Origin of the sequence: Bacillus sp. RIT 809, assembly GCF_016892495.1 — a bacterium.
Lineage (GTDB): Bacteria > Bacillota > Bacilli > Bacillales > Bacillaceae_G > Bacillus_A > Bacillus_A cereus_U.
Genome location: NZ_JAFEMR010000019.1, coordinates 16116 through 41656 on the forward strand (window position 1 = coordinate 16116; position 25541 = coordinate 41656).

Sequence of the window (25541 nt, forward strand, 5' to 3'; positions counted from 1 at the left end):
ATACAACCTATAACTAATTACTTTTCGACAAAATCTGTAAAAATATGTATAGGAATTGCAAAATTTCCGAGGAAATGATAGAAAAAGGAAAAAACTGAGCGTTTCAGCTCAGTTTTTAGTCTAATTGTTTCTTCTTATATACGATTAAACATACAACAAGCGAAATGATAAACCAAACTGTAATGTTCAACACATGACCACCCATACTACTAAAGCCTGCTCCATCTACTAAACCGTTCATCGCTTTTGTAATATGAGATGTTGGGAGATATCCAATCATCGTCTTAATTGTTGTATTTTCAACAAATGCCTCAAATTGTACAGCTAAATACATCGTCATTAAAATAGGCATTCCAATTAATGATGTTTGCGGCACAGAAGATGCAAGTAATCCAATCATTGTTCCCATCGCGATAAATAAAATAATTCCACATAAGAATATCAATCCTACCAATGGAAGATTTATATTTAATTGATCTAAAATGAATAAATTCGCAACGCAAATGACCATCGTCAGGCCCGCTGTTAATAAACTCTTTCCAAGAAGAACTTCAACAGAAGATGCTGGCGATAACATTAACACACGTAATGTATGTTTTTCTTTTTCTTCTGCAATTACCATAGATTGAACAAAACCTGCGACAAACAGGAGAGACATTATAGTAGTAGTACCCAACACTTGCTTGCCCACTCCAAATTTGCTATATATAACCGAGAATATAAGTGGTAAAGATGCCATTAACAACACTTGCGAATTTGTCTTAAAATCTTGTACTTCTTTCCTAAAAATAGCTGATACACGTCTCATTGAAAATGTCATTATAATCCCCTCCCAGTAACTTCAATAAAGATATCGCCTAGCGTTGGTTCGTGTGAATGAATGGATAGTAATTCACCTTTTTTCATCCATTCTGAAATACGTTTTGCACCTAATTCGTCTTTTTGCACTACTTCTTTTTGCTTATCTTTTAATACGACTTGTATTTGATCTTTCGCGTATTGTAGGCGAAGGTTTTCTGGTGTATCAAGCGCTACAATTTCTCCGCCGCATAGAAAGGCAAGACGGTTACAAAGCGTCTCTGCTTCGTCCATGTTGTGCGTCGTTAAGAAAATGGTTGTTCCTTCTTTATTTAAGTCTTTTAAGATTTTATGAATGTTTTGTACGTTTACTGGATCAAGTGCAGATGTTGGTTCATCTAGGAAGAGGATATCTGGTTTATGAAGAATTGCTCTCGCTAATGTGACGCGCTGCTTCATTCCTTTTGATAATTTTTTCACCTGTGTTTTTTTATCATCCAATAAGTTCACTTGTGCTAACACTTCATCAATTCGTTCTTTTTTGCAATCGTATAAGTCACAAAATAGTAGTAAGTTATCATAAATGCTAAGTCTTTCATATAAGCCGCTATTGTCTGTTAAAATACCGATTCGTTTGTAATCGATGCTGCTTGGTCCTGTAATGTCTTTACCTAATACTCTTACGGTTCCAACGCTATGAAGCAATTGAGAAGTTAATATTTTTACTGTTGTCGTTTTCCCAGATCCACTCGGTCCGAGGAATCCGAAAATTTCTCCTTGCTTCACCTCAATATTTACATTTCGAAGTGCTGTTTTTTCGTTAAAACTTTTCATTACATCTTTCATTTCAATTGCCAATGTCATTTCGTCATCCCCTTTGTTTTTCTTATATAGATGAAATTTGCTTTCGCAAGTTTCGATTTGGTTGTTTCGCTTTTCTTGACTCAATCATATGAAAAACAAAGGGGTTACGCAGTAAAATACCGGTAAAAGGAGTATTTTTACCGGTGAATGAATCGTATTTTGAGCTTATCGGAGCATTTTTATAGCCCAATTACACCTTTTAATTCATCCATTCGTCCTTTTGAAAGCGGGATTGAACTTTTTCTTTCGTCATCCAAAATTAAACTAAAACTATTACGTGTCCACGTAATAACTTCTCGTACTCTTTGTAAATTGACGAGGTACGAGCGATGACATCTAAAGAATCCAAATCCTGTTAATTTCACTTCTAGTTCACTTAATGTTAATGCGCATACGAAATCCCCTTCGCGCACATGAATATGTGTCACTCCATTTTGTGTTTCAATGAAATGGATTTCCATCGGATCCAGTAAAATGATTTTATCATTCACTTTCGCTGGAATTCTTTCAAGTTTCACTTGCGGAATCATTTGAACTACTTTTTCTTCATCGACTTCTTCAACTTCCTCTTGCTCTATTTCTATCTTTTTCACACCATCGTTGTTTAATATGTACACATCTTCTGTCAGCGAAAGGGCATCTGATAAAAAGGAGGACGTAATAAAGATTGCCTTTCCTTGCTCTTTCATTTTCATAATCGCTTTTCGAATAATGATCGTACTCTCTGTATCCACATTTTGCTCTGGCTCTTCTAAAATAACTAAATCCGGATTATGAATCATAACTCGCCCAAGATGAAGACGGCGTTTCTCTGAAAATGACAATTTTTCTATTTTAACGTTCAACTTATCTAGGAGACCGACATATTGTACTACTTCTTCCATACTCATGTTAGATTCATAAAGCCCTAATATAAACTTGAAGTACTCCTTCACCTTCAAACGGTCGTATGCTTCATCTTTCAAAAAACAAAAACCGATGCGTGAATATACTTTCTTTCCAATCGGCTCCCCTTCAAATAACACACTGCCCGAAGAAGCCTCTTCTTCTCCGATAATAATGCGATGCAACACTTTAGCTGTATGATTATTGCATTGCAAAACAACACATTGTCCTTTTTCAACCTCCAGTTCAACTGCCGGTAACTGGTTCGTCTTCCCTAACTGTTTCAACTCCAGTAACGCCATTCTGTCTCCCCCAAATGTTTTTTATCTTATTATACCAAACAATTAATGGAAAATTATGATATTTTATACAACGTCACTTAAAATACGTCAACAAAGAAGGCCATCCATGTTAAAGGATAGCCTTCTTCTCTATTTCTGCTCCACCATATAAGTTTTCAACTGATCACGAAGTGCTCTTTTTAAGAATTTCCCTACAGATGTTTTCGGAATTTCATTTACGAATAAAATATCATCTGACATAAAGAGTACCTTCCATTTTTTTCTATAAATAATGACAAAAGGGGTGCCCCATAAGTCGAACTTTCCGACTAGGCGACAACCCTTTATATTTTCTCCTTGCTGAACAATACCATAGCAACTGAAATTATATTAACGATTTTTCGAATATATCTATCATAACTTACAATATATCAACGATTTTTTAAATATATCTATCGTTACTCACAATATATCAACGATTCGACGAGGAATATCGATTTACCGACAAAGTTTTACAATAGTAGCAACCTATATAATAAAGGTGTATGTGCATCATCATCTCTATTTTTTCACCATCAATTTCCCTTCATAATCGTTCATCGTTTTAATTTCGATTCCTTTATAATAATGAGCGACGATATCTGTATATTTCTTACCTTCTTGTGCCATACCATTCGCACCATACTGGCTCATACCAACGCCGTGACCGAAACCTTTCGTCTTAACGATGATGTTATCTCCTTCTTGTTTCCACGTAAAGTCTGAGGAGCGTAAATCTAACTTTTCACGAACTTGCTTTCCCGTTAATGTTTTCCCTTGAAATGCTACATCCTTTACACGCTTTCCTTCCGTAAGGTCCTTAATGTTTCCAACCTTTCCGTCTGCCAGCACCTTCACACCGAGGCGTTTTTGAAAGTCAGCTACTGTGAATGTTTGTTCACTCGTAAATTTCGGAGAGGCTTGATCCCACGGACTATCTACGCTTTTCAAATACGGATAATCATTCCCCCAATAATCAGCTGCATTTTCTGTTCGACCGTTACTCGTTGAGAAGAAGGATGCTGAAATTGGTTTTCCCTCATACGTTAAAACTTGTCCTGCGGTTTTCGAAACGGCTTCCTCAATTTTCTTTAAATTACTTTCGTAGTTATTACCCCATTGTTTCTTCAATTCCTCTTTACTTTTGTACACTTGATCTTTCACCGTATCTGTCACGTCCGCATTGTTTTTCTTACCACCGCTTAGCATACGCTGCACTACAAATGTTCTTGCTGCTAATGCCTGCGCCTTTAGCGCCTCTATTTCAAAGCTGGCATTCATCTCAGAAGCTACTACACCGGTCACATACTCCTCCATAGGTAATGTTTCTACCTTCTTCTGCTGATCACGATATACAGCAACTTGAACCGCTGTATCCACTTTCCCTGGAGCTGGTATACTTTCTATCGCTGGAGGAGTTTTAGAAGCTGCTTCTTCCCCTACTTTTGCTTTCGCAAACGGAATAACAAGAGCAGCAGGTACAATGATAACGAGCGCTATTAGGAGCGCTACTGTAATGAAAAGTGGCTTTGAAAATTTCATCCTATTCCCCCAATATAAAGTTGGATTCCTTTCATTCTTATGGAACTACGGGATTTTTTAGAACATACTTGGAGGTATCGATATAAAGTGAAACTTTAATGAGGTGGAGTTTTGAGGTGGGAGTCTTAATGAACACAAATAGCGGGATAAAAAGAAAATTTTCTAAATATTTTCACTGAGACGTGCATAAGTATAGAATTTATTGACTATAACAGTAATAACCCAAAAAAAAATAGCCTCTACGTCAAAAGACATAGAGACTACTTCAATTAAGCGTGAAGATCAGAAACTTCTTGTTCTTTCACTTCTTCTACTTTTTCGTTTACACGTTCAATAGTTGCACCTAATGCAGCTAATTTCTTATGGAAATCTACATAACCACGGTCAAGATGTTTTAACTCTGTTACACGAGTATAACCTTCTGATACTAAACCAGCTAAGATTAATGCTGCTGCAGCACGTAAATCAGTTGCGCCTACTTCAGCACCTTGTAAGCTACTTGGACCGTTCATAATTACAGAACGACCTTCGATTTTAATATCAGCATTCATACGACGGAATTCTTCAACGTGCATAAAGCGGTTTTCGAATACCGTTTCTGTAATCATACTTGTTCCATCAGCATGTAGTAATAATGCCATCATTTGTGATTGCATGTCTGTTGGGAAACCTGGATGAGGCATAGTTTTAATATCAACCGCTTTTAACTTATCTGGGCCGATAACACGCACACCTTCATTTTCCTCAATAATTTTAACACCCATTTCTTCCATTTTCGCTGTAATTGAGCGTAAATGTTCAGGCACAGCATTTTCAATTAAGATGTCTCCACCTGTAATTGCCGCTGCAACCATGAATGTTCCTGCTTCAATACGGTCAGGAATAATAGGGTGGTTTGCACCATATAATTTCTCAACGCCTTCAATACGAATCGTTCCAGTTCCAGCACCGCGTACTTTCGCTCCCATTGCATTTAAGAAGTTAGCTAAGTCAACGATTTCTGGCTCTTTCGCTGCGTTTTCAAGGACTGTTGTCCCTTTTGCTAATGTAGCTGCAGACATAATGTTTTCTGTTGCGCCTACGCTTGGGAAGTCTAAATAAATTTTAGCTCCTTTTAGTTCTCCCTCTACGTGTGCCTCAACAAATCCGTTACCAACTTTTACTTTCGCTCCCATTGCTTCGAAGCCTTTTAAATGTTGGTCAATTGGACGTGAACCAATTGCACATCCACCAGGAAGTGCAATACGAGCACGACCGTTACGTGCTAATAATGGTCCCATTACTTGAACAGATGCACGCATCTTACGTACATACTCAAATGGTGCTTCAATGTTTAATTCTTTAGAAGAATCGATTGTTACTTGGTTATTTTCAAATACGACTTCAGCATTTAAATGACGTAATACCTCGTTAATTGTGTATACATCAGATAATACTGGTACTTCAGATAGTACATTCTTTCCGTCACTCGCTAATAGGGCTGCAGCGATTATAGGTAATACAGCATTTTTTGCGCCCTCAACACGCACTGTGCCGCTTAACCGCTTTCCGCCACGGACGATGATCTTTTCCAAATTATTCCCCTCCGTGTCCTTTTTTCAGTATCTATTCACTCAATACTCAGAAGTTATGATCGGTGTGCCAACCACAATTGTATCTTTGTTGTTTGTAGAACGTATTGCTATTTGCACATTTATTTTCTCTCTATTTGTTGAAAGAGCGTCATTCCACTTTTTATTATATGCGGAGACTGATACAAATGCTCTTTCTTCTATCTGCTCGATCGCTCTTGCTGAAAGATCTTTCAAAACCTGATTGGTTTTATTTTGCAAAACACCTTCAATCTTATCATTCAATACACCTTGAACACAAGTGTAAATTATAGGTTTTTCGCTAAAAATCCCATTCATTCTCTGAACATACTTTGGGTCCCATTTCGCCCCGCTCACTTCAAAAATAATAAAAGTGTTTTCTTTAGTATTTTCCTTACTCCAAGTTACTACTATTCGTTCTTCATGTGAAGAAGATTTTTTATAGGATGTAGCCTTATATCCATCTGGAGATTGTTCTAATTCCCAACTTTCGATGTTTGCCTCTTCCTTCACATCGTTTAACAGTTTTTGAAACGTATGTATATTAGAAATTGTTTTCGTTTCTCGCGCTAACCATGACCACCGCTCTACTTTTGCATCGTTCTTCTCTAAAGCTGCAATCATGCTCTCCATTTTCTGTTCATCGCTTATAGGTTTCATCTCTTTATATCCAACCAAAAATAAAACAACACTTACGATAACGATAAGAATGGCTTTAAACTTCAATTTCATCCCCTCCTATCCCCATTGTTAACGGAGATATGAGGTTCTATACACTTACTTTACTAAATACGTTAAACTCTTTGAATAGCCTAAATAATCAAGGAAAAAGTTACTTACAGATGTCCCAATTGTAATTGTAATTAGGATGAGTAATACTCTCGTCTGCATCACTTTCCCAGATTTCATTAAGCGCTCAATGTGAATACCTTGTAAGGCCCACCACGTAATGGTAATAAATAATAAATGTGAAACAATGGCAATCAGTGCTTGTTGCCCTAAAAGATGTGCCAAAAAATCGACCCCTTTTTTTGCTTGGCTACTACTTACGCAAAATGTAAAAAACGATACCATAAATAAGTAGGAGCCACACTTTTTCACACGCAAATAAGCATCTTACATTTTACATCGTAATTTTCTGTTAAAAAACATATACCTATAGGTGTTTTCATTTGCTGTTACTCCAAAATAAAAAGCGTAGAGTACGGACTCTACACCCTTTATTTTTACTATTGTACCACGTTCCCTAAGAAGAAGAAATCTTTCATTAATGGAAAATATTCATAGAAGAAATTGTAACCAATCATCGGCATAATCCCCAGTATTACAATTGAAATTGCGCAAAGACTCATGACAATCTTTATATTTAACGGTAACCGAAGCTTTTCTTCTGTCTCTCCCGTGCGGAAAAACATTTGCTGTAATATCCGGAAGTAATATACGAATGAAATAACTGTTGTCCCCATCATAATAGAAACTAATACGTAATGAGCAGGTTCAACATGAAGTGCTCCTAAAAAGATGTTAATTTTCCCGATGAAACCTGCTGTCCCCGGTATTCCAGCTAACGATAAAATAAAGATCGTCATCACTATAGCTGTAAAGGGAGATCGCTTATATAACCCTGTAAAAATCGTCATATTTTCCTTATCATTTTGTAAGATTAATCCGTGGATGATTGCAAATGCTCCTATATTCATAAGCATATATGCAAGCATATAAAACCACATACTATCCATCGTAAACTGTGATAGCGCTACAAGGGGGACTAGCAAATACCCAGCATGCGCGATACCTGAATAGGCAAATAGACGTTTTACGTTGTATTGCTTTAGTGCTACTACATTCCCAACAATCATCGTAATACTAGCTAGTACAGCAATGTATATACTCATACGCCCGTACAAAGATTGTGCGTCTCCTTGGACTGCCACGCCTGCAAACACCATAAGAAACAAACGCGTAATGAGTAGAAATCCAGCAATTTTAGAAATCGTTCCGAGGAAAGCAGTGACAGGTGTAGCCGCTCCCTCATACACATCTGGTGCCCACATATGAAATGGCACTGTTGCAATTTTGAATGAGAGTCCAACGAGCAGAAGTAGAAATGCGAGAGCTAACAATAATTGAATGCCCCCGGCCAATCCTTGCGTAAATGCCTTTTGCATTTCCACTATGTTGGTCGACCCTGTAATACCGTATAAATAACTCATTCCAAAGAGTGTAATTGCTGTTCCAATTCCTCCGTTAATGACATATTTCATTGCAGCCTCATTCGATGCGCGGTTTCTTTTTCGGATTCCTACTAAAATATAGGAAGAAAGCGAAAGCAACTCTAAACCTACAAATAGTGTGATGAAATCAACACTTGAAGCCATGAACATCGCTCCAAGAAGCGCCATTAAAATTAAATAATAATATTCTCCCTTATCTTGAATAGGCTCCTTCTCATCATCGCTCATTGCCATACATAAAATGAGAGCTGCTCCGATTAATAACAACGTTTTAAATCCTTTTGAAAATCCATCTAACACAAACGACCCATTTAAAATATCTCCTGCCGGTTCGCTGTATAGCGAAATTAATGACACTATCGCTAACAAGACAGCGGCAATTGCACCAATCGCAACGTACCTATGGTTCAGCTTAAAAAACAAATCACATACGGAAAGAAGGATGGCTGCCCCGAGAATAATGAATTCTGGTACCATGAAATGCCATGATAAGCTAAGTAATGTGTTCATATCCATCCTACTTCACCCCCAATGTTTTCAATGTAGTTTGAAGCGGATCCCCTAGTAGTTCTGGCATTACCCCAATTGCAATAATACAAACGATAAGCACTATAACAGGAACGTATTCCCATCCGTGTATATCAGATTTTGCTTCCCATTCTTTCTTACCAAATGTCACTTGAAGTGTCGCTCTTAATACGTATACAGCGGTCAAAATAATCCCAAGTACACCTGCGGCAGCGATAACCGGTTTTCCTTGGAATAAACCGAGAAAGGCAAGGAATTCGCTAATAAATCCAGACATCCCTGGCATTCCAAGCGATGCCATACCGCCCGCTAGGAAGAAACCGCTAAGCACCGGAACACTTTTTGCAAGTCCACCAAGTGCTGTAATATCCGAAGTCCCGAAACGCTCTTCAATAATGCCAAGCAAGAAGAAGAGTAAGGCCGCAATTAAACCGTGAGACACAACTTGGAACAGCGCTCCTTGTGTACCTGGTGCATTTAACGCCGCAAGACCCATTAATACAATGCCCATATGCGAAATACTAGAGTAAGCAAGTACCTTTCTAAAGTCCGTTTGGATGAGTGCTAGAAAGGCCCCGTACAATAAATTAATGACTCCTAAAATCGCGATTAGCGTTGCAAAATCACGAAAATATTCTGGGAATAATCCTTTCCCGAAGCGAACAATACCGTATGCGCCAATCTTCAGCAAAACCCCCGCATGAAGCATAACTACAGCAGGATGCGCTTCTATGTGTACATTGACCATCCAGCGATGCAAAGGGAAAACAGGGAGTTTAATCGCAAAAGCAATCATTATGGCAAGAAACAAGCCGAACTGTAAGCTACTTGAGACGGCCATTCCTCCCCCAGCACCTACACTCGTTAATATTTCTTTAAGCTCCGTAATATTTGTCGTACCTGTTTTCGCAAATAAAACCGAGAAAACGATAAGTAAAATAGCTGATCCAATACCGTTATATATTAAATAACTATATGCAGCCTTTTCACTCGACAATTTCCCCCACTTGCCAATTAATAAAAACATTGGCGGCAACGTAATTTCAAAGAAGATGAAGAACAGTATTAAATTTTGAGCAGCGAAGACACCGAGCATGCCTATTTCTAACATGAGTAACAGCATGTAGAATGCTTTCAAATTTCTTTTAATAGAAAATGCCGCAATAGCTGCGAGCATCGCTAGAAGGGCTGTGAGCACCATCATTACAAGCGATAAACCATCAATACCAAGCTCGTAATAAATTGAAAACCACCTTTTGTCCACTGCTGTGAAATCCCCAAATTTAATCCATTTCACTTTTTCATCAAATATCGATAAACTCTTTCCTGAAGCGTATGTACAAGCGAGGACGATAGCAATTCCAAATGGAAGCGCCGTTCCGAATAAACCAAGCGCCTGCACTGTACGCGATTCTCGTTTCGGCGTTAATAAAAGCAAGAGAATTCCTAAAAGTGGGGAAAAAATGAAGAACGTTAATAGCAATCCACTCAACGTAAATCCCCTCCCGTATATAACAAAATAATTAGGAGCACTGCGAGCGAAACTGCTGTTACAGTTCCATACACTTGTACATTCCCGTTTTGAAGCCGTGATCCTAGGCCACTCATACCTTTAACGAGTCCAGCAATTAAAACTACGATTCCTTCTACAACGTATACTTCAAATAAGCGAAGCACATGAGCGATTCCTTTCGTAATAGGAAGCACCGTCACATTGTATAGTTCATCCACATAATATTTTTCTTTCAAAAGGTTATAAAGTGGCGTCCCTTCTCCGCCGGCCCAATCTCTAGAGATAGATTTCTTACCATATATGAAATATGCGAGGGCAATTCCAGCAAATGAAACGAGTGTCGCAACAACCATAATCCAAACAGGTCCATGCACTTCCTTCACCTTGAATCCTATATCCTTCGTCAGCCAATCCCCAAGAAACGTCCCGAACCACGGTGTATTTATATAGCCTGCCACTACCGCAAGAACACCAAGGACAATCATCGGATACGTCATGGTGCGAGGCGATTCATGCACCTCTTCCTTCGTCTTTGTTTCCCCTGTAAAGACAAGAAAGTATAGACGGAACATATAAAATGCTGTTAGAAATGCCGCAATTACTGCTAAAACGAATAGAAAGTAATTACCATTCATCCAAGCCGCCGCTAAAATTTCATCTTTACTAAAAAATCCGGAAAGAAGAGGAACACCACTAATTGCAAGTGTGCCTATTAAAAATAGTGTACCGGTTACTTTCATCTTTTTCTGTAAACCGCCCATTTTATTAATGTTTTGCGTATGGACTGCATGAATTACACTTCCTGCTGCCAGAAACAATAATGCTTTAAAAAAGGCATGTGTCGTTAAGTGAAAGATACCAGCTACATAACCAGCAGAGCCTAGCGCAAGCATCATATACCCGAGCTGACTAACTGTAGAATAAGCAAGAACCCTCTTAATATCTGTTTGCACTAGACCAATAGAGGCCGCAAAGATTGCGGTGAAAGCCCCAACGATTGCCACAGTTTGCATCGCTACCGCACTTGCTGAAAATAGCGGAAACATCGTTGCTACTAAATATACGCCGGCCGCAACCATCGTTGCCGCGTGAATAAGCGCTGAAACAGGCGTCGGTCCTTCCATTGCATCTGGCAACCATGTATGAAGCGGGAACTGACCCGATTTCCCCATCGCACCGATAAAAATTAATATCGCCGTTATTGTAATCATAGAAGGAGAGAGGTCGCCCGTATGAATCGCTTTAAAAATCGCGTCATATTCAAAACTACCTGCGTGCCAAAAAATTAAAATCATCCCAACAAATAGCCCAACATCCCCAATGCGTGTCATAATAAAAGCCTTTTTCGCAGCAGCTTTCGCTTCTTCTTTAAAGAAATAAAAACCGATAAGTAAAAACGAACCAAGGCCGACTAACTCCCAAAATATATAAAGCTGTAATAAATTCGTCGATATAACTAGCCCAAGCATCGCAAAGGTAAAGAGCCCTAAATATGCATAAAAGGTTGATAATCTGGTGTCACCTTTCATATAACCTTTTGAGTACACATGTACAAGAAAACTCACAAGCGTAACGATAAACAACATTAAAGCTCCTAATGCGGTAACTTCAAAACCAAATGATATATCTATATCTCCTACCCTAAGCCATACCCACTTATGCTTCACTGCCTCGGATGAAAACCGTTCTATTAGTACCACTACCGCGGATATAAAGGAAAGAAAGGTAAAGAAAATACCTAGTACACTACTTCCCTCTCTAATTTTCTTCCCGAACACAATAAGTAACAAAAATGAAACAAGCGGGAAAAGCGGTATGAGCCATGCATAATCAATCATTGTTTCCTTCCCCCTTTTCGGTCACAATGCTATCCTTTGAGCGTATCCATCTCATCTACATGAACTGTCGGGCGATTACGGTACAAAGCAATCAAAATTGCAAGACCTACCGCTGCCTCCGCTGCCGCTACAGACATCGTAAACAGCGAAAAAATTTGTCCTGTTAAATTCGGAAACAAGCCTAATTTACTAAACGCTACTAAATTTAAATTGGCGGCGTTTAGCATCAATTCGATACAAACTAATACAATTACTGTATTTCGCTTTGTTAAAGCTCCAAATAAGCCGATGCAAAACAAAATAATCGCAAGTGTTAAATACGCAGAAGCTGGAACGCTACTCATGGGAATCCTCCTCTCCCTCATCCTTCTTCGCAAGGATAATCGCTCCTACAAGTGCTACAAGTAAAAGAACTGAGGTTAACTCAAATGGAATAATATATTTTGAATAGAGAAGTGTACCGATTTGAAGTGTGTTGTTTTCATGGAGAGGTAAACTTCCTTGTGTGCTTTGATTTGAAAAATCGATACTATTAACAGCGAAATACATAACTGCTCCAAATGCTACAACCGCAAAGAAGATAATCCATTTTCGAAGAGTAAGGCGCGATTCATTTTCCGCGTTATGTTTCGTTAACATAATGCCAAAAATCATAATAATAGTGATCGCACCAGAGTAAAGTAAAATTTGTGCAACTCCGATAAATTCGGCTGATAAGAGAAAGTACAAACCCGCAATGCTAAGGAACGTAAGCACAAGGGCCAGCATCATATGCATTACTTTCGTTAAATTCAGCATAAGAACGCCGCCGATAATCGCAGACAAGGATAATATAAAGAAAGCTACAAACTCGCCATTCATGCTTTATTCTCCTTCCTGACGTTCTCGTCGTTCTCGTCAAGCCACTGCAAATTTTTAAATAAATCATCACGTGAATACTCTGCGAGTTCAAAGTTATTTGTCATTACAATCGCCTCTGTCGGGCAAACTTCTGTACATAAATCGCAAAGAATACAAATTTCAAAATTAATATCATACGTGTCGATAATTTTTCCTTTTTTTGTAGGATCAGGATGTTTTTTTCCTGTTAATTGAATGCAATCTGTCGGACAAATGTTGGAACACTGATTACAAACAATACATTTCTCTGGATAAAACTTTTGAATACCTCGAAAGCGGTCTGGTAATGGCAACGGTTGATTTGGATAATCATACGTCACCTTTTTCTTACTCAAATTACTAAGCGTATATTTTAACCCTTTAAATAGTCCTTTCATCTCTTGCTGGCACCCCCTTCATAGATTAGAAGAATAGCTCCTTAATCAATGCCGTTAAGAAAATATTTGCAAGTGCGATTGGTAATAATACTTTCCATCCAAACTCCATTAACTGGTCACCTCTTATACGAGGGAACGTAACGCGGAACCAAATCAATAGAAAGACCACACTGCTAAATTTCAAAGCAAACCATACGGCTCCTGGAATAAATCCAAGGAACATAACTGGATTCCATCCGCCTAAAAAGAGTACTGTAATTAAAGATGCCATTCCGAAGAAATATACATACTCTGAAAGCATGAAAAACGCCCAGCGAAACCCTGAGTATTCCGTATGGTATCCTGAAACAAGTTCTGACTCCGCTTCTGGTAAATCAAACGGCGTCCTATTTAACTCTGCAACTGCCGCGATTAAGAAAATGACGAAACCGATTGGCTGTGCGAAAATGTACCATACCTTCTCCTGCGCCGCTACAATTTCATTCAAGTTAAGACTACCAGCTAACAAAACGACACCAATTACACTCATCACAAGTGGAATCTCATAAGAAATCATTTGTGCCGCCGCTCGCATCCCTCCTAAAAGGGAATATTTATTATTTGATGCCCATCCCCCAGTTACGACGCCGATCGTCGTAATCCCAGAAACAGCAATGTAATACAGTAACCCTACGCCAATATCCGCGAACTGAAATTTATCGGTAAACGGGATAACCGCAAGCACCATAAATGCTGGTGCAAATGCAATAACAGGCGCTAATATAAACAACGGTTTATCAGCAGCTTTCGGAATGCTATCTTCTTTTAATAACAGTTTCAAAACATCAGCTACCGTTTGGAGTAAACCGAACCGGCCCCCAACTTGGTTTGGCCCAATCCGTCCTTGCATAAATCCCATCACTTTCCGTTCTGCCAAAATACCGTATGTAACGAAGCCAAGGACTGCAAATAATAGAAGCACCGCTAACCCGAAAAAAATGAAGAAATTCGTCCAGCTTGAAGGTGATTGTAAGAGCGTCTCAATCATTAGCCGTCAACCTCCCCAAGTACAATATCAACCCCACCTAAAATCGTAATTAAATTGGCGATATTTTCACCTTTCAATAATTTCGGTAGGATTTGCAAATTATAAAAAGACGGTCTACGAAATTTCAAACGGTACGGCTCTTTCTTTCCATCACTAGCAATATAACAGCCAATCTCTCCACGCGGTGACTCTATACGGACGAACGCTTCTCCCTTAGGTGCTTTAATAATTTTCGGGACTTTCGCCAGCACAGCGCCGTCTTTCGGGAACTGCTCGGCTGCTTGCTCAATAATTTTCAATGACTCCTCAATTTCCTCCATCCGGCAAACGTAACGATCCCAAGCATCTCCCGTGCTCCCAACAGGAACATCAAAGTCAAAACGATCGTAAATAGAATACGGCTCATCTTTACGAAGATCCCAGTTTACCCCCGTGCACCGTAAATTCGCTCCGCTTAAAGAATATGAAATTGCCTCTTCGGCGTTATATACGCCAACGCCCTTCACACGATTTAAGAAAATTTCATTTCCGCTAACGAGGTCGTGGTAACCTGCCAATTGCTCTCTCATATACGGAACAAACTCTTTCACCTTTTCAATCCAACCGTCTGGCGCATCCCACTTCACGCCGCCGACTCTCATATAGTTGAAAGTAAGCCTTGCACCGCACAATTCACTTAATAAATTTATAATCATCTCTCGTTCACGAAAGGCATATAAAAATGGACTAACCGCTCCTATATCAAGCAAGTTCGTTCCCCACCAGACGAGATGGCTCGCAACTCTCCCAAGCTCCATCGCAAGCACCCGTAAATATTCAGCACGCTCTGGAATCTCAAGATCCATCATCGTCTCTACAGCATGGCAAAGGACGTAATTATTCGTCATCGCTGATAGATAGTCCATTCGATCTGTATACGGGATAATTTGCGTATATTGTAAGCTCTCAGCGATCTTTTCTGTTCCGCGATGCAAATATCCGATAACCGGTGTAGCCTCTTTAATAATTTCCCCGTCAATCTTAATTACAAGCCGAAACACACCATGTGTACTCGGGTGCTGCGGTCCTACATTTAAGAGCATCTCTTCCGTACGGATCACAAGCTACACCTCCACATCATACGGTTCATAATCTTTCCTAAGCGGATACCCTACCCAATCATCTGGCATTAAAATGCGAGATAAATTAGGATGACCTTCAAATACAATACCGAGCAAATCATACGCTTCACGCTCCGGCCAATCTGCCCCTTTCCAAAGCGGCGTCACCGATTCTACTTGCGGCGCTTCCCTATCCAGCTTTACCTTCACTGCTACTGACTGTTTCTTTCCATATGAAAATAAATGAACATACACTTCCATATGTGTCACAAAATCCGTCGCATGTAGCTCTGACATATAATCAAAAGCAAGTCCCTCATGGGATCGTAGCAATTCCATCACTTCATAATATTTTGAAGGCTCCACCACAAGCGTTGGAACATCTTTTGAAAGCTTATTAATATAGGAATCTACTAATGCATATTCCCCTATCTTCTCCTTAACAATCTCCACATAGCGATTTAAATATGGTTGGTTAACTGATGGTTCTTCCTGCTGCGGTTCATCTTCTATCTTATTTACAGCTCCCTTTGCCCTTGCCGCTGCTGCGGCTTTCGCTTTTGCGGCTGCAATTGCTTTTGCTTTCTCATCTCCAGAATCCCCATCACCTTGCGAGGATTTCACTTTCGCCAACGCTGCCGCTTTTGCTTTTGCAACTGCTACAGCCTTTGCCTTCGCTTTTGCTTTTTCTTCGTCCGTTACTTCTTCGTTTCCTTCTCGCTTCTGCTTCGCTAGTGCCGCCGCTTTTGCTTTTTCTTCGTCCGTTACTTCTTCGTTTCCTTCTCGCTTCTGCTTCGCTAGTGCCGCCGCTTTTGCTTTGGCGGCTGCTGCGGCTTTCACCTTCGCTTTTGCTTTTTCTTCGTCCGTTACTCCTTCGTTTCCTTCTCGCTTCTGCTTCGCTAGTGCCGCTACTTTTGCTTTGGCGGCTGCTGCGGCTTTCGCCTTCGCTTTGACTTTTTCTTCGTCCGTTACTTCTTCGTTTCCTTCTCGCTTCTGCTTCGCTAGTGCCGCCGCTTTTGCTTTGGCGGCTGCTGCGGCTTTCGCCTTCGCTTTGACTTTTTCTTCGTCCGTTACTTCTTCGTTTCCTTCTCGCTTCTGCTTCGCTAGTGCCGCCGCTTTTGCTTTGGCTGCTGCTGCGGCTTTCGCCTTCGCTTCTTCTACATTAATCCCCTTATCTTTTGGTAGCGCTTTCTCTTCTTCTCGATGTTCTTCAAGTTTAGACATTTCCGCCTCATGTTTCGCAGCAAGACGTTTTCGCGCTTCCTCTTTCGCATGACGGGCTGCTTCTCTTTTCATACTTTCTAAGTCTTTATTTGGATCACTCATTTATTCGTCACCTGCTTCCCGGTCCTCGCCTCGTAACGAATTTTTTCTTTTAATTTATTAATTCCATAAATTAAAGCAGCAGGATTTGGAGGGCATCCAGGAATATACACATCAACTGGTACAATTTGATCTACACCTTTCACAACAGCATACGAATTCACATACGGACCACCGGCTGTTGCACAAGACCCCATCGCAATTACCCACTTTGGTTCAGGCATTTGATCATATAAGCGCCGAACAATAGGCGCCATTTTCTTCGTTACCGTTCCTGACACAATCATGACATCCGATTGTCTTGGTGAAGTCCGAAAAAATGACCCAAATCGATCTAAATCGTAATGTGATGAGCCTACTCCCATCATTTCAATCGCACAGCATGCCAGTCCAAATGTCATCGGCCATAAAGAGTTGCTCCGCGCCCATCCCTTCAACTGTTCCAATGTAGAAAAAAAGATATTTCTTTCTAATTCCGCTCGATCCCGCGGGTGTAATTCCTCAAAATTTATAACCATTGTAACACCTTCTTTTTCCAAGCATACGCTAATCCAACTAGCAACATCACAACAAAAATGAGCATTTCAATCAGTGCAAATAAACCCAGCTTGTCATATGCAACAGCCCATGGGTATAAAAATAAAGTTTCTACATCAAAGATGACGAACAATAAAGCGAAAATATAATAACGAGCATGAAACCGAATATTTGCATCATGAAAAGGCTCAATTCCACTCTCATACGTCGTCGCTTTCGCTGCACTCGGTTTATTTGGACGCAGCATTTTTCCTAATGTAAGAGCCACTACCGGCAGCAATATACCTAATAGCAAGAAAATCAAAACGATCATATAACTATTTTCATATACACTTGCCATTGTGAAACCCTCCCCCCTGAATTAAGAACAAGTTCACATAGTAAACAATATGTCTTACTTGCATTATTTATTATTTTTAAATTTTTCTAAATAATGCAACTATTTAGTCCATTATAGCAAACTTCAAATTCCTATGTCGATATATTGGGAACAGAAACAACAATTAATACTTACTGAGCAAATCTATTTTTACAACTCATAATAAATGTGTAAAATAAATATAGAAGTTCTATATGTTTTTCAAGCAATCCTAAAAAACATAAACTACAAAAAGGTGGTTCTTATGTATATACAGTGGGTGATATAAATGAAAAAACAAACACATGTAAGTATTCTAATAAGCATTGCATTGTTGTATATAACTATTCATTACGTATCAATGCCCTTTTTATATGAATACGCACTTCCATTTCAAATATTAACTGGAATAAGTACCATATTAATTGATATTACAATTTGTAGTTATATATTTTACTTTTCCAATATGAAACAAGGGTTAGCTCGTTTATTTTGGATGATATTAACTATCGGATCTTTCTCTTATTTCATCGGCGATATAGTAGTTGCTTATCAACGCTTAATTTTGCATGACTACTATACATTCGTTGATCCATCAGACTTTTTTTACTTATTATTTTTAATTAGCTTTACATTTGCCTTTCTATATGAAATTATTTATGGCCGAGACTTATTGGAGCAGCTTTTTACGATATGTGATATTTGTATTATTGTTACAGCTCAATTTACTTTAAGCTACTATTTGCTTATTGAAAGAACCATTCATATTTTTACAACATCATATATCGACATGTTTGTTCAACTCACGTATCCCATGGCTGATTTACTCTTTCTTTTAATAGGAATCAACCTCTTATTCAGGCCATTATTCTTACTACCAAAACAAGTTGGCGCTCTTCTTGGCAGCTCTTTAATTTTGTATGCTACTACGGATGCTATTTATGCTTATATCAAATACTTCCAGCCCGAGCACTCTATGTTCACAGTTGCCCCATTATATCAAGTAACCCTAGTATTAGTAGCAATCGCTTGTATACTTCACACAAAAGAGCCTGAAAAACAAGAACAAGTATTACTAACACCTCAACTCGGTGAATCAATCCGATTATCATTACCGTATATTTCTGTAGTGATGCTTATTGTTTTTATATTGGTCGAAAATGTTTTTGCACCTATCGTAGTAATTGGACTTATAGTAACTTTCGCCTTCGTTCTCATACGCCATATGTTAGTTCGAAGACAAAATAAAATATTATTGCTAGCACAAATGCAATTCAGCTTAGAACTCGAGAAACAAATCGAACTACGTACAGAAGATTTAGTAGAACAAAAAAATGAGTTATATCATAACCAACAAATGTTTAAATCTTTATACGAGCATCATCCAGATCCAATTTTCACATTAGATTTGTACGGTAATTTCCTCAATGTGAACAACGCTGGAACTACTTTACTCGGTTATCAAACGAATGAATTATTAAACCAACCATACTATTCACTTATGTATAAAGAAGATTTGGAAGAGATCATTAATGCCTTTCGTCACGTTAAAAAAGGGAAATCTATTTCTTTAGAAATACGGGCATATCATAAAAATAGAGATATTTACTACTTGCATGTTACAGCTGTTCCCATCTTTTTAAAGGAACATATTTCTGGGGCCTATTTAATGATTAAAGATATTACAGAAAGCAAGCATCAACAAGAACAAATTAATTTCCTAGCATATCACGATACTTTAACGGAACTTGCAAATCGCCGTTCATTTCATCAGCAGTTAGAAGAAGCACTTGCACGAGCAAAAATATCGAAAAGACCTTTTGCTGTTATGTTTCTAGACCTAGATCGCTTTAAAGTTATTAATGATACACTCGGTCACCGGGTAGGAGATCTCTTATTAATTGCAGTAGCAAAAAGGCTCGAACGAATATCAACACAGAATATGAAACTTGCTCGACTAGCTGGGGATGAGTTCACAATCCTTATCGAAAATTATCAAAAAAGGACAGATGTAAAAAGGATAGCTGATATGATTGTAGTAGCCATGAACGAACCATTCGAAATCGAAAATCAACATTTACGAATCTCACCGAGTATCGGGATTGCCATATACCCTGAAGCAGGAGAAGACCCACTGTCTATTTTACAACATGCCGATATGGCCATGTATGAGGCAAAAAATAAAGGGAAAAATCGTAGCTCTCTTTACACGAAAGAACTATATAAGAAAATGGAACGTAAAGCTCGAATCGAAAAAGATTTGCCACTCGCTTTAGTAAACAACGAATTTTATCTCGTCTATCAACCACAAATTGATACGACAACAAATAAAATTATCGGTGCTGAAGCATTAATACGTTGGAAACATCCACTATTAGGTGACATTTCACCATGTGAGTTCATTCCAATTGTGGAAGAGACTCCGCAGGTCATCCCACTTGGACATTGGGTGCTACAAGAATCCTGTCGTCAACTAAAAATATGGCAAAGTTTTGGATACACAGACTTAAAAATGAGTGTCAATTTATCAGCGAAAGAATTTACACAAAATCAATTCATCGAAAATATTTCACGAATACTAAAGGACGTAAAGATTGACCCGAAAGATGTAACACTTGAACTAACAGAACGAATTGCGATGATTGATGAAAAGGAAACATTATCGAGACTAAAGCAATTAAAAGAATATGGTATTCAAACGTCCCTTGATGACTTCGGTACCGGCTACTCTTCTCTTGCTTATTTATCAATTTTCCCTATCGATACATTAAAGGTACCAAAAGAATTTACACAACTAGCCGATCATCGACCTGAAGAGAGAGCCATCGTTTCCACTATCCTTTCTCTTGCAAATACTTTAAATCTCTCTGTCGTTGCTGAAGGAATTGAAACAGAAAAACAGCTTAAGTTTCTGCAAAAAAACAACTGTAAATACATGCAAGGTTACTATTTCAGTAAACCTCTAACGAGTAAACAGTTTATAAAATTTTTACAAAAAACACCCAGTATGAACCAATAGTTCACACTGGGTGTTTTTTTAAAGTGTTGGAATTTTTTTTTCGTAATATTCCTCTGCAATCTCTTCGTAAAAAGCTGCTGCCGTTGTATAAAAATATGGAATCAACCATAAAAATCCAATCCCTAATGTAATACAACTTAATATAAACCAACCAATAAAACTTAAACATAAAATGAAATACTCCATCTTATGTCCAGCCATCATACGACGACTTTCTGTAATAGCTTGATTTATTGAATACTCAGGATGATCATTTATAATAAAATACGTCATCGCATAAGAAAATGATTTAATAATGCCTGGAATAATAAATAGTAAGCACCATAAGAAAATATAAATGTTTACTACTATATATAATAAAAATGACTTTATAAACTTACTTCCTTCTGTAAACCATCTGAATATATGCCCAATACGCGCTTCTTTTTCACGAATTATATGTAGCGCTAAACAATAACCCCCTAGCGTTAAAGGCCCCAACAGCAATATTGTAATAACCTCTATTGAAAGTGAGCTATTCACTTCTTTCCACTCCCAAACCTGAGAGAGAATGAACTGAATACTAAAACTAAAAACTGAAGTAAGAATCGAAATAAGTAATGTTGCCCCAACAGCTAAGCCCCATTTTCCTTCTAGTGAATCTAGCGCTTCTCCTTTTAAATCACTAATCATAATTAGCCTCCTATACGTAACAATTCCATTAGTATAGCATGTTCCTACTGCAATTCACCTTTTGCAATATAGCGATAAAAATGTGCTGTCGTTGTACCTACATATGGACTAAGCCAAAGAAACCCTATTCCAAGAGTAAGAATCGCTAAAATAGCCCACCCTATGAAGCTAAGCCATAGAAGAAATAAATCTAGTTTATGTCCCTTCATAAGATTCTTACTTTCTTTCATCGCCTGTGAAACGCTATAATCTGGATTTTCAATCATCACATAATACGTCATCGCATAAGAAAAATACATCACAATCATTACAACAATCGAAATAGCTAATAGTACGAAGAAAGCAATTGCAAACGACGTATTCCCTTCTTCACCCAAAAACGCGAATAAACCTAGTAACAACATCGGAATCCATGTACCTGTATATAACAAAATCGCAAGCATTGCCCACATTGTTTTCATCATTCTTTTAAAGCCGCGAAATCCTTCAAATAAATAATCTACTCTAGCATCTTCTCGTTTACTAATTTGTAGCAACACATTCGTATAACCGTACGATGTAATACCATAAGATGCATTACTCAAAATGATCATTATGCAATAAAAGATCCCAAATGTAACACCTGCTCCGATTGATATTGTTTCCTCTTCAAGTGAGCCTGTTAAACCAGCAAATAAGAAAAATATAATAAGTCCTGGAATTAAAAGTATAAGCATTGCGGCCATTGAAACAACATAACTTAAAATAAAATATAAAATCGTTGATCCAACACCTAGTCCCCATTTTCCCTTTAAAGAGTGCAACGCTTCTCGTTTCATTTCACCGATCATTGATTCATCTCCTTTATGAAATATAAATTGTTGTACATTCTCTACTTATACGAACAACAATATAATTATACCGATTTTTCAAATTTATTCCATCCATTAAATTCAGTTCCAGTTTCGACATTTAAATAAAACACAGCTATGCATAACAAATAACTAACCTGCAGTTCTTTTTATTTCTTGATTTTCACCTGGCATGGGGCAGAAAAAAGCCCTGACCGCTTCTATGCATGGCTAGATGCTCTCTCCTACCTAAAAAAAGGCGTCTTTTCCTCTTTTAATTTATATCCATAACAAAAAATCCGTAAAGGCAAGAGCCCTTACGGATTTTTTTACTTCATATCAGAAACGTTTAAACGGTTCACAGCACGCTGTAAGGCCATTTCTGCACGTCTAAAGTCAACATGTGCTTGTTTCTCTTGCATACGTTGCTCAGCGCGACGTTTCGATTCATTTGCACGATGGATGTCGATATGGTTTGCTTCTTCAGCAGATGATGATAATACAGTTACTTTATCTGGACGAACTTCGATAAAGCCACCGCTTACTGCTACATAATCAGTGTGCCCATCATGTTTCAGACGAACTGCACTAATTTTTAACGGTGCAACAGTTGGAATGTGACCTGGTAAGATCCCCATTTCCCCACTCTCTGCTTTTACACTTACCATTTCTACTTCTTTTTCGTAAACCGGTCCATCAGGAGTTACAATACTGACTGGAAATGTCTTCATAATTCGTCCCTCCTAAGGCCTTACGCCATCATTTTCTTCGCGTTTTCAATAACATCTTCAATGCTACCAACAAGACGGAATGCATCTTCTGGAAGGTCATCATATTTTCCTTCTAGAATTTCTTTGAAACCACTAACTGTATTTTTTACAGGTACGTAAGAACCTTTTTGACCTGTAAACTGCTCAGCTACGTGGAAGTTTTGAGATAAGAAGAATTGAATACGACGAGCACGATGTACAACTAACTTATCTTCTTCAGATAACTCATCCATACCTAAGATAGCGATGATATCTTGAAGCTCTTTATAACGTTGTAAAGTTTGCTGTACTTGACGAGCTACTCCATAATGCTCTTCTCCTACGATTTCTGGAGAAAGTGCACGAGATGTAGATGCTAATGGATCTACGGCTGGGTAAATACCCATTTGTGTTAAACGACGCTCTAAGTTTGTTGTTGCATCTAAGTGAGCGAATGTTGTAGCTGGTGCTGGATCCGTATAGTCATCGGCTGGTACATATACCGCTTGGATAGACGTGATAGATCCTTTATTTGTAGATGTAATACGCTCTTGTAATTGACCCATTTCTGTTGCAAGTGTTGGTTGGTAACCTACCGCAGATGGCATACGACCAAGAAGGGCAGATACTTCAGAACCTGCTTGCGTGAAACGGAAGATGTTATCGATGAACAATAGTACGTCTTGTCCTTGCTCATCACGGAAATGTTCAGCCATTGTTAAGCCTGTTAATGCAACACGTTGACGTGCTCCAGGTGGCTCGTTCATTTGTCCGAATACCATCGCAGTTTTCTTAATTACGCCAGAATCGCTCATTTCGTGGTATAAGTCGTTACCTTCACGAGTACGCTCACCTACACCAGCGAATACAGAGATACCACCGTGTTCTTGTGCGATGTTGTTAATTAATTCCTGAATTAATACTGTTTTACCTACACCGGCACCACCGAATAGACCGATCTTACCACCCTTAATGTAAGGGGCAAGTAAATCTACTACTTTAATACCAGTTTCAAGAATTTCTACTTTAGTAGATAATTCTTCGAATGCAGGCGCTTGACGGTGAATTGGATCACGACGTACATCGGCAGGAACTTCACCATCTAAGTCAATTGCATCACCTAATACGTTAAATACACGACCAAGTGTTGCATCACCAACTGGTACAGAGATTGCTTTACCAGTATCTTCTACTTCTGTGCCACGAACAAGTCCATCTGTGGAAGACATCGCAACTGTACGAACTGTGTCATCACCTAAATGAAGTGCAACTTCAAATGTTAAGTTAATGCTTGCTCCGTTTTCGTTGCTTTGTTTTACCGTAAGGGCGTTGTAGATTTCTGGTAGCTTTCCGCCATCAAACTTAACGTCTACAACCGGACCCATGATTTGCGTAACGCGCCCTTTATTCATCGGGTTCCCTCCTAGCTTTCTTTTAATTAGCCAGCTTTCTAAGAGAAGTCGGCTTTTAATTTTTATTAGTTTATAGCTTACGCGACTCTCCTGTTCTGGACGAGCCGCCTACGCTTTTTATTGAATCTAGCTCCAGCGGTTAGAATGTTCGGTGGCTTCGCTTTTTCCTGCGAGGCACAAATCGCCTCTACGTCAAAAGCTCCATCACCCTCTCATTCTGAACGAACCGCCTACGCTTTTTATTACTATTCTAACGCTGCTACTCCACCAACGATTTCCGTAATTTCTTGCGTAATCGCTGCTTGACGTGCACGGTTGAATGAAAGTGTAAGTGAATCGATAACTTCCATTGCGTTGTCTGTAGCACTCTTCATTGCTGTCATACGCGCCGCGTGCTCACTTGCTTTACCGTCTAGTAATGCACCGTACACTAAGCTTTCTGCGTATTGTGGCAATAATACTTTTAAAATTTCTTCTTCAGAAGGTTCGAATTCATAAGCTGTCGTCGGTTTGTCAGACGCCACATCCGTAAGCGGTAAAATTTTATTCTCCGTTACTTCTTGTGAAATTTTACTTACATAATGATTGTAGTAAATGTACAGCTCATCATAAGCACCATCTGCGAACATCGCAATTGCTCGAGAAGCAATATCTTTAATATCAATAAATGATGGGTGGTCAGATAATCCAACTACTTCATCAATGATGTTAAAGCCGCGACGTTTTAAATAATCACGTCCTAGTCGTCCAAGCACAATAATTGAATATTGGTTTGAATCCATATTATGACGTTCACGAATTACGTTACTTACTGTACGTAATACGTTACTGTTATAACCACCTGCTAGTCCGCGATCAGATGTAATAACGATGTATCCTGTACGCTTTACAGGACGCGCATTTAGCATTGGATGATTAATCCCTTTACTTCCTTGCGCAATGCTCGCTACTACTTCTTGAATCTTTTCCATATACGGAACGAAAGATTTAGCATTTTGCTCTGCACGGTTTAACTTAGATGCAGATACCATCTCCATCGCTTTCGTAATTTGACTCGTTTTCTTTGTCGAGTTAATCTTCGCTTTTATATCGCGTAAAGATGCCACAGTTTTCACCACCTTTT

24 protein-coding genes are annotated in these 25541 nt (G+C 38.7%); 1 reads left to right on the forward strand and 23 read right to left on the reverse strand.

Features of this window, described 5'->3' with window-relative positions; translation table 11 throughout:
• Positions 1-115 precede the first annotated feature (115 nt).
• From JTF23_RS19565 to nuoA, 18 genes are all read right to left on the reverse strand, one after another.
• Entirely contained in the window at positions 116-820 is a 705-nt protein-coding gene (locus JTF23_RS19565) for an ABC transporter permease (RefSeq protein WP_204209434.1), read from the reverse strand.
• Entirely contained in the window at positions 820-1662 is an 843-nt protein-coding gene (locus tag JTF23_RS19570) for an ABC transporter ATP-binding protein (protein WP_204209435.1), read from the reverse strand. The genes JTF23_RS19565 and JTF23_RS19570 overlap by 1 nt, the downstream gene beginning before the upstream one ends.
• A gap of 179 nt (positions 1663-1841) precedes the next feature.
• Positions 1842-2849: a LytTR family transcriptional regulator DNA-binding domain-containing protein gene (locus JTF23_RS19575; RefSeq protein WP_204209436.1), complete on the reverse strand. Its 1008-nt coding sequence runs from the start codon at positions 2847-2849 to the stop codon at positions 1842-1844.
• Positions 2850-3389: 540 nt separating this feature from the next.
• Entirely contained in the window at positions 3390-4409 is a 1020-nt protein-coding gene (gene spoIID, locus JTF23_RS19580; RefSeq protein ID WP_204209437.1) for a stage II sporulation protein D, read from the reverse strand.
• Positions 4410-4678: 269 nt separating this feature from the next.
• Complete coding sequence (gene murA, locus JTF23_RS19585) at positions 4679-5983, reverse strand: UDP-N-acetylglucosamine 1-carboxyvinyltransferase (protein ID WP_002068497.1); 1305 nt, start codon at positions 5981-5983, stop codon at positions 4679-4681.
• Between the two features lie 39 nt (positions 5984-6022).
• On the reverse strand, positions 6023-6727 hold the full coding sequence (locus tag JTF23_RS19590; RefSeq protein ID WP_002159793.1) for a YwmB family TATA-box binding protein: 705 nt from the start codon (positions 6725-6727) through the stop codon (positions 6023-6025).
• A 51-nt stretch (positions 6728-6778) separates the two neighbouring features.
• Positions 6779-7015: a DUF1146 family protein gene (locus tag JTF23_RS19595; RefSeq protein WP_002113021.1), complete on the reverse strand. Its 237-nt coding sequence runs from the start codon at positions 7013-7015 to the stop codon at positions 6779-6781.
• A 215-nt stretch (positions 7016-7230) separates the two neighbouring features.
• Positions 7231-8745 (reverse strand): NADH-quinone oxidoreductase subunit NuoN, encoded by a 1515-nt coding sequence (gene nuoN / locus JTF23_RS19600; protein WP_374100904.1) that lies wholly within the window; start codon positions 8743-8745, stop codon positions 7231-7233.
• Between the two features lie 7 nt (positions 8746-8752).
• On the reverse strand, positions 8753-10255 hold the full coding sequence (locus JTF23_RS19605) for an NADH-quinone oxidoreductase subunit M (protein WP_204209439.1): 1503 nt from the start codon (positions 10253-10255) through the stop codon (positions 8753-8755).
• Positions 10252-12114: an NADH-quinone oxidoreductase subunit L gene (gene nuoL, locus JTF23_RS19610; RefSeq protein WP_204209440.1), complete on the reverse strand. Its 1863-nt coding sequence runs from the start codon at positions 12112-12114 to the stop codon at positions 10252-10254. The genes JTF23_RS19605 and nuoL overlap by 4 nt, the downstream gene beginning before the upstream one ends.
• A 29-nt stretch (positions 12115-12143) precedes the next feature.
• The gene (gene nuoK, locus JTF23_RS19615; protein WP_000100081.1) at positions 12144-12458 is read right to left on the reverse strand and encodes an NADH-quinone oxidoreductase subunit NuoK; all 315 of its coding nucleotides are present in this window, start codon (positions 12456-12458) and stop codon (positions 12144-12146) included.
• Complete coding sequence (locus tag JTF23_RS19620; protein ID WP_204209441.1) at positions 12451-12975, reverse strand: NADH-quinone oxidoreductase subunit J; 525 nt, start codon at positions 12973-12975, stop codon at positions 12451-12453. Before JTF23_RS19620 ends, nuoK begins: the two co-directional genes overlap by 8 nt.
• On the reverse strand, positions 12972-13391 hold the full coding sequence (gene nuoI / locus JTF23_RS19625; protein ID WP_000677191.1) for an NADH-quinone oxidoreductase subunit NuoI: 420 nt from the start codon (positions 13389-13391) through the stop codon (positions 12972-12974). Before nuoI ends, JTF23_RS19620 begins: the two co-directional genes overlap by 4 nt.
• Before the next feature lie 25 nt (positions 13392-13416).
• The gene (gene nuoH, locus JTF23_RS19630; protein ID WP_002144750.1) at positions 13417-14418 is read right to left on the reverse strand and encodes an NADH-quinone oxidoreductase subunit NuoH; all 1002 of its coding nucleotides are present in this window, start codon (positions 14416-14418) and stop codon (positions 13417-13419) included.
• Positions 14418-15518, reverse strand: coding sequence for an NADH-quinone oxidoreductase subunit NuoD (gene nuoD, locus JTF23_RS19635; protein WP_078179514.1), 1101 nt, complete (start codon positions 15516-15518; stop codon positions 14418-14420). The genes nuoH and nuoD overlap by 1 nt, the downstream gene beginning before the upstream one ends.
• A 3-nt stretch (positions 15519-15521) precedes the next feature.
• Positions 15522-16844, reverse strand: coding sequence for an NADH-quinone oxidoreductase subunit C (locus JTF23_RS19640; protein WP_204209442.1), 1323 nt, complete (start codon positions 16842-16844; stop codon positions 15522-15524).
• The gene (gene nuoB, locus JTF23_RS19645; protein ID WP_002113032.1) at positions 16841-17359 is read right to left on the reverse strand and encodes an NADH-quinone oxidoreductase subunit NuoB; all 519 of its coding nucleotides are present in this window, start codon (positions 17357-17359) and stop codon (positions 16841-16843) included. Before nuoB ends, JTF23_RS19640 begins: the two co-directional genes overlap by 4 nt.
• Positions 17350-17718, reverse strand: a complete 369-nt coding sequence (gene nuoA / locus JTF23_RS19650; RefSeq protein WP_000179270.1) for an NADH-quinone oxidoreductase subunit NuoA — start codon at positions 17716-17718, stop codon at positions 17350-17352. The genes nuoB and nuoA overlap by 10 nt, the downstream gene beginning before the upstream one ends.
• 307 nt (positions 17719-18025) lie before the next feature.
• Here nuoA and JTF23_RS19655 point away from each other — a divergent pair, with 307 nt between their 5' ends.
• Positions 18026-20755, forward strand: a complete 2730-nt coding sequence (locus JTF23_RS19655; protein ID WP_204209443.1) for a putative bifunctional diguanylate cyclase/phosphodiesterase — start codon at positions 18026-18028, stop codon at positions 20753-20755.
• Between the two features lie 18 nt (positions 20756-20773).
• Here JTF23_RS19655 and JTF23_RS19660 read toward each other — a convergent pair whose 3' ends face one another.
• The 5 genes from JTF23_RS19660 to atpG all read right to left on the reverse strand — a co-directional run bounded on the left by JTF23_RS19660 (position 20774) and on the right by atpG (position 25524).
• Positions 20774-21427, reverse strand: coding sequence for a DUF975 family protein (locus JTF23_RS19660; protein WP_204209444.1), 654 nt, complete (start codon positions 21425-21427; stop codon positions 20774-20776).
• 44 nt (positions 21428-21471) lie between these two features.
• A complete protein-coding gene (locus JTF23_RS19665) occupies positions 21472-22257 on the reverse strand; it encodes a DUF975 family protein (protein ID WP_204209445.1) in 786 nt (261 codons plus the stop codon).
• A 329-nt stretch (positions 22258-22586) separates the two neighbouring features.
• Complete coding sequence (atpC, locus tag JTF23_RS19670) at positions 22587-22988, reverse strand: F0F1 ATP synthase subunit epsilon (RefSeq protein ID WP_002113040.1); 402 nt, start codon at positions 22986-22988, stop codon at positions 22587-22589.
• Between the two features lie 20 nt (positions 22989-23008).
• On the reverse strand, positions 23009-24418 hold the full coding sequence (gene atpD, locus JTF23_RS19675; RefSeq protein WP_002089736.1) for a F0F1 ATP synthase subunit beta: 1410 nt from the start codon (positions 24416-24418) through the stop codon (positions 23009-23011).
• 245 nt (positions 24419-24663) lie between these two features.
• Positions 24664-25524: a F0F1 ATP synthase subunit gamma gene (gene atpG, locus JTF23_RS19680; protein ID WP_002159783.1), complete on the reverse strand. Its 861-nt coding sequence runs from the start codon at positions 25522-25524 to the stop codon at positions 24664-24666.
• Positions 25525-25541: the final 17 nt, after the last annotated feature.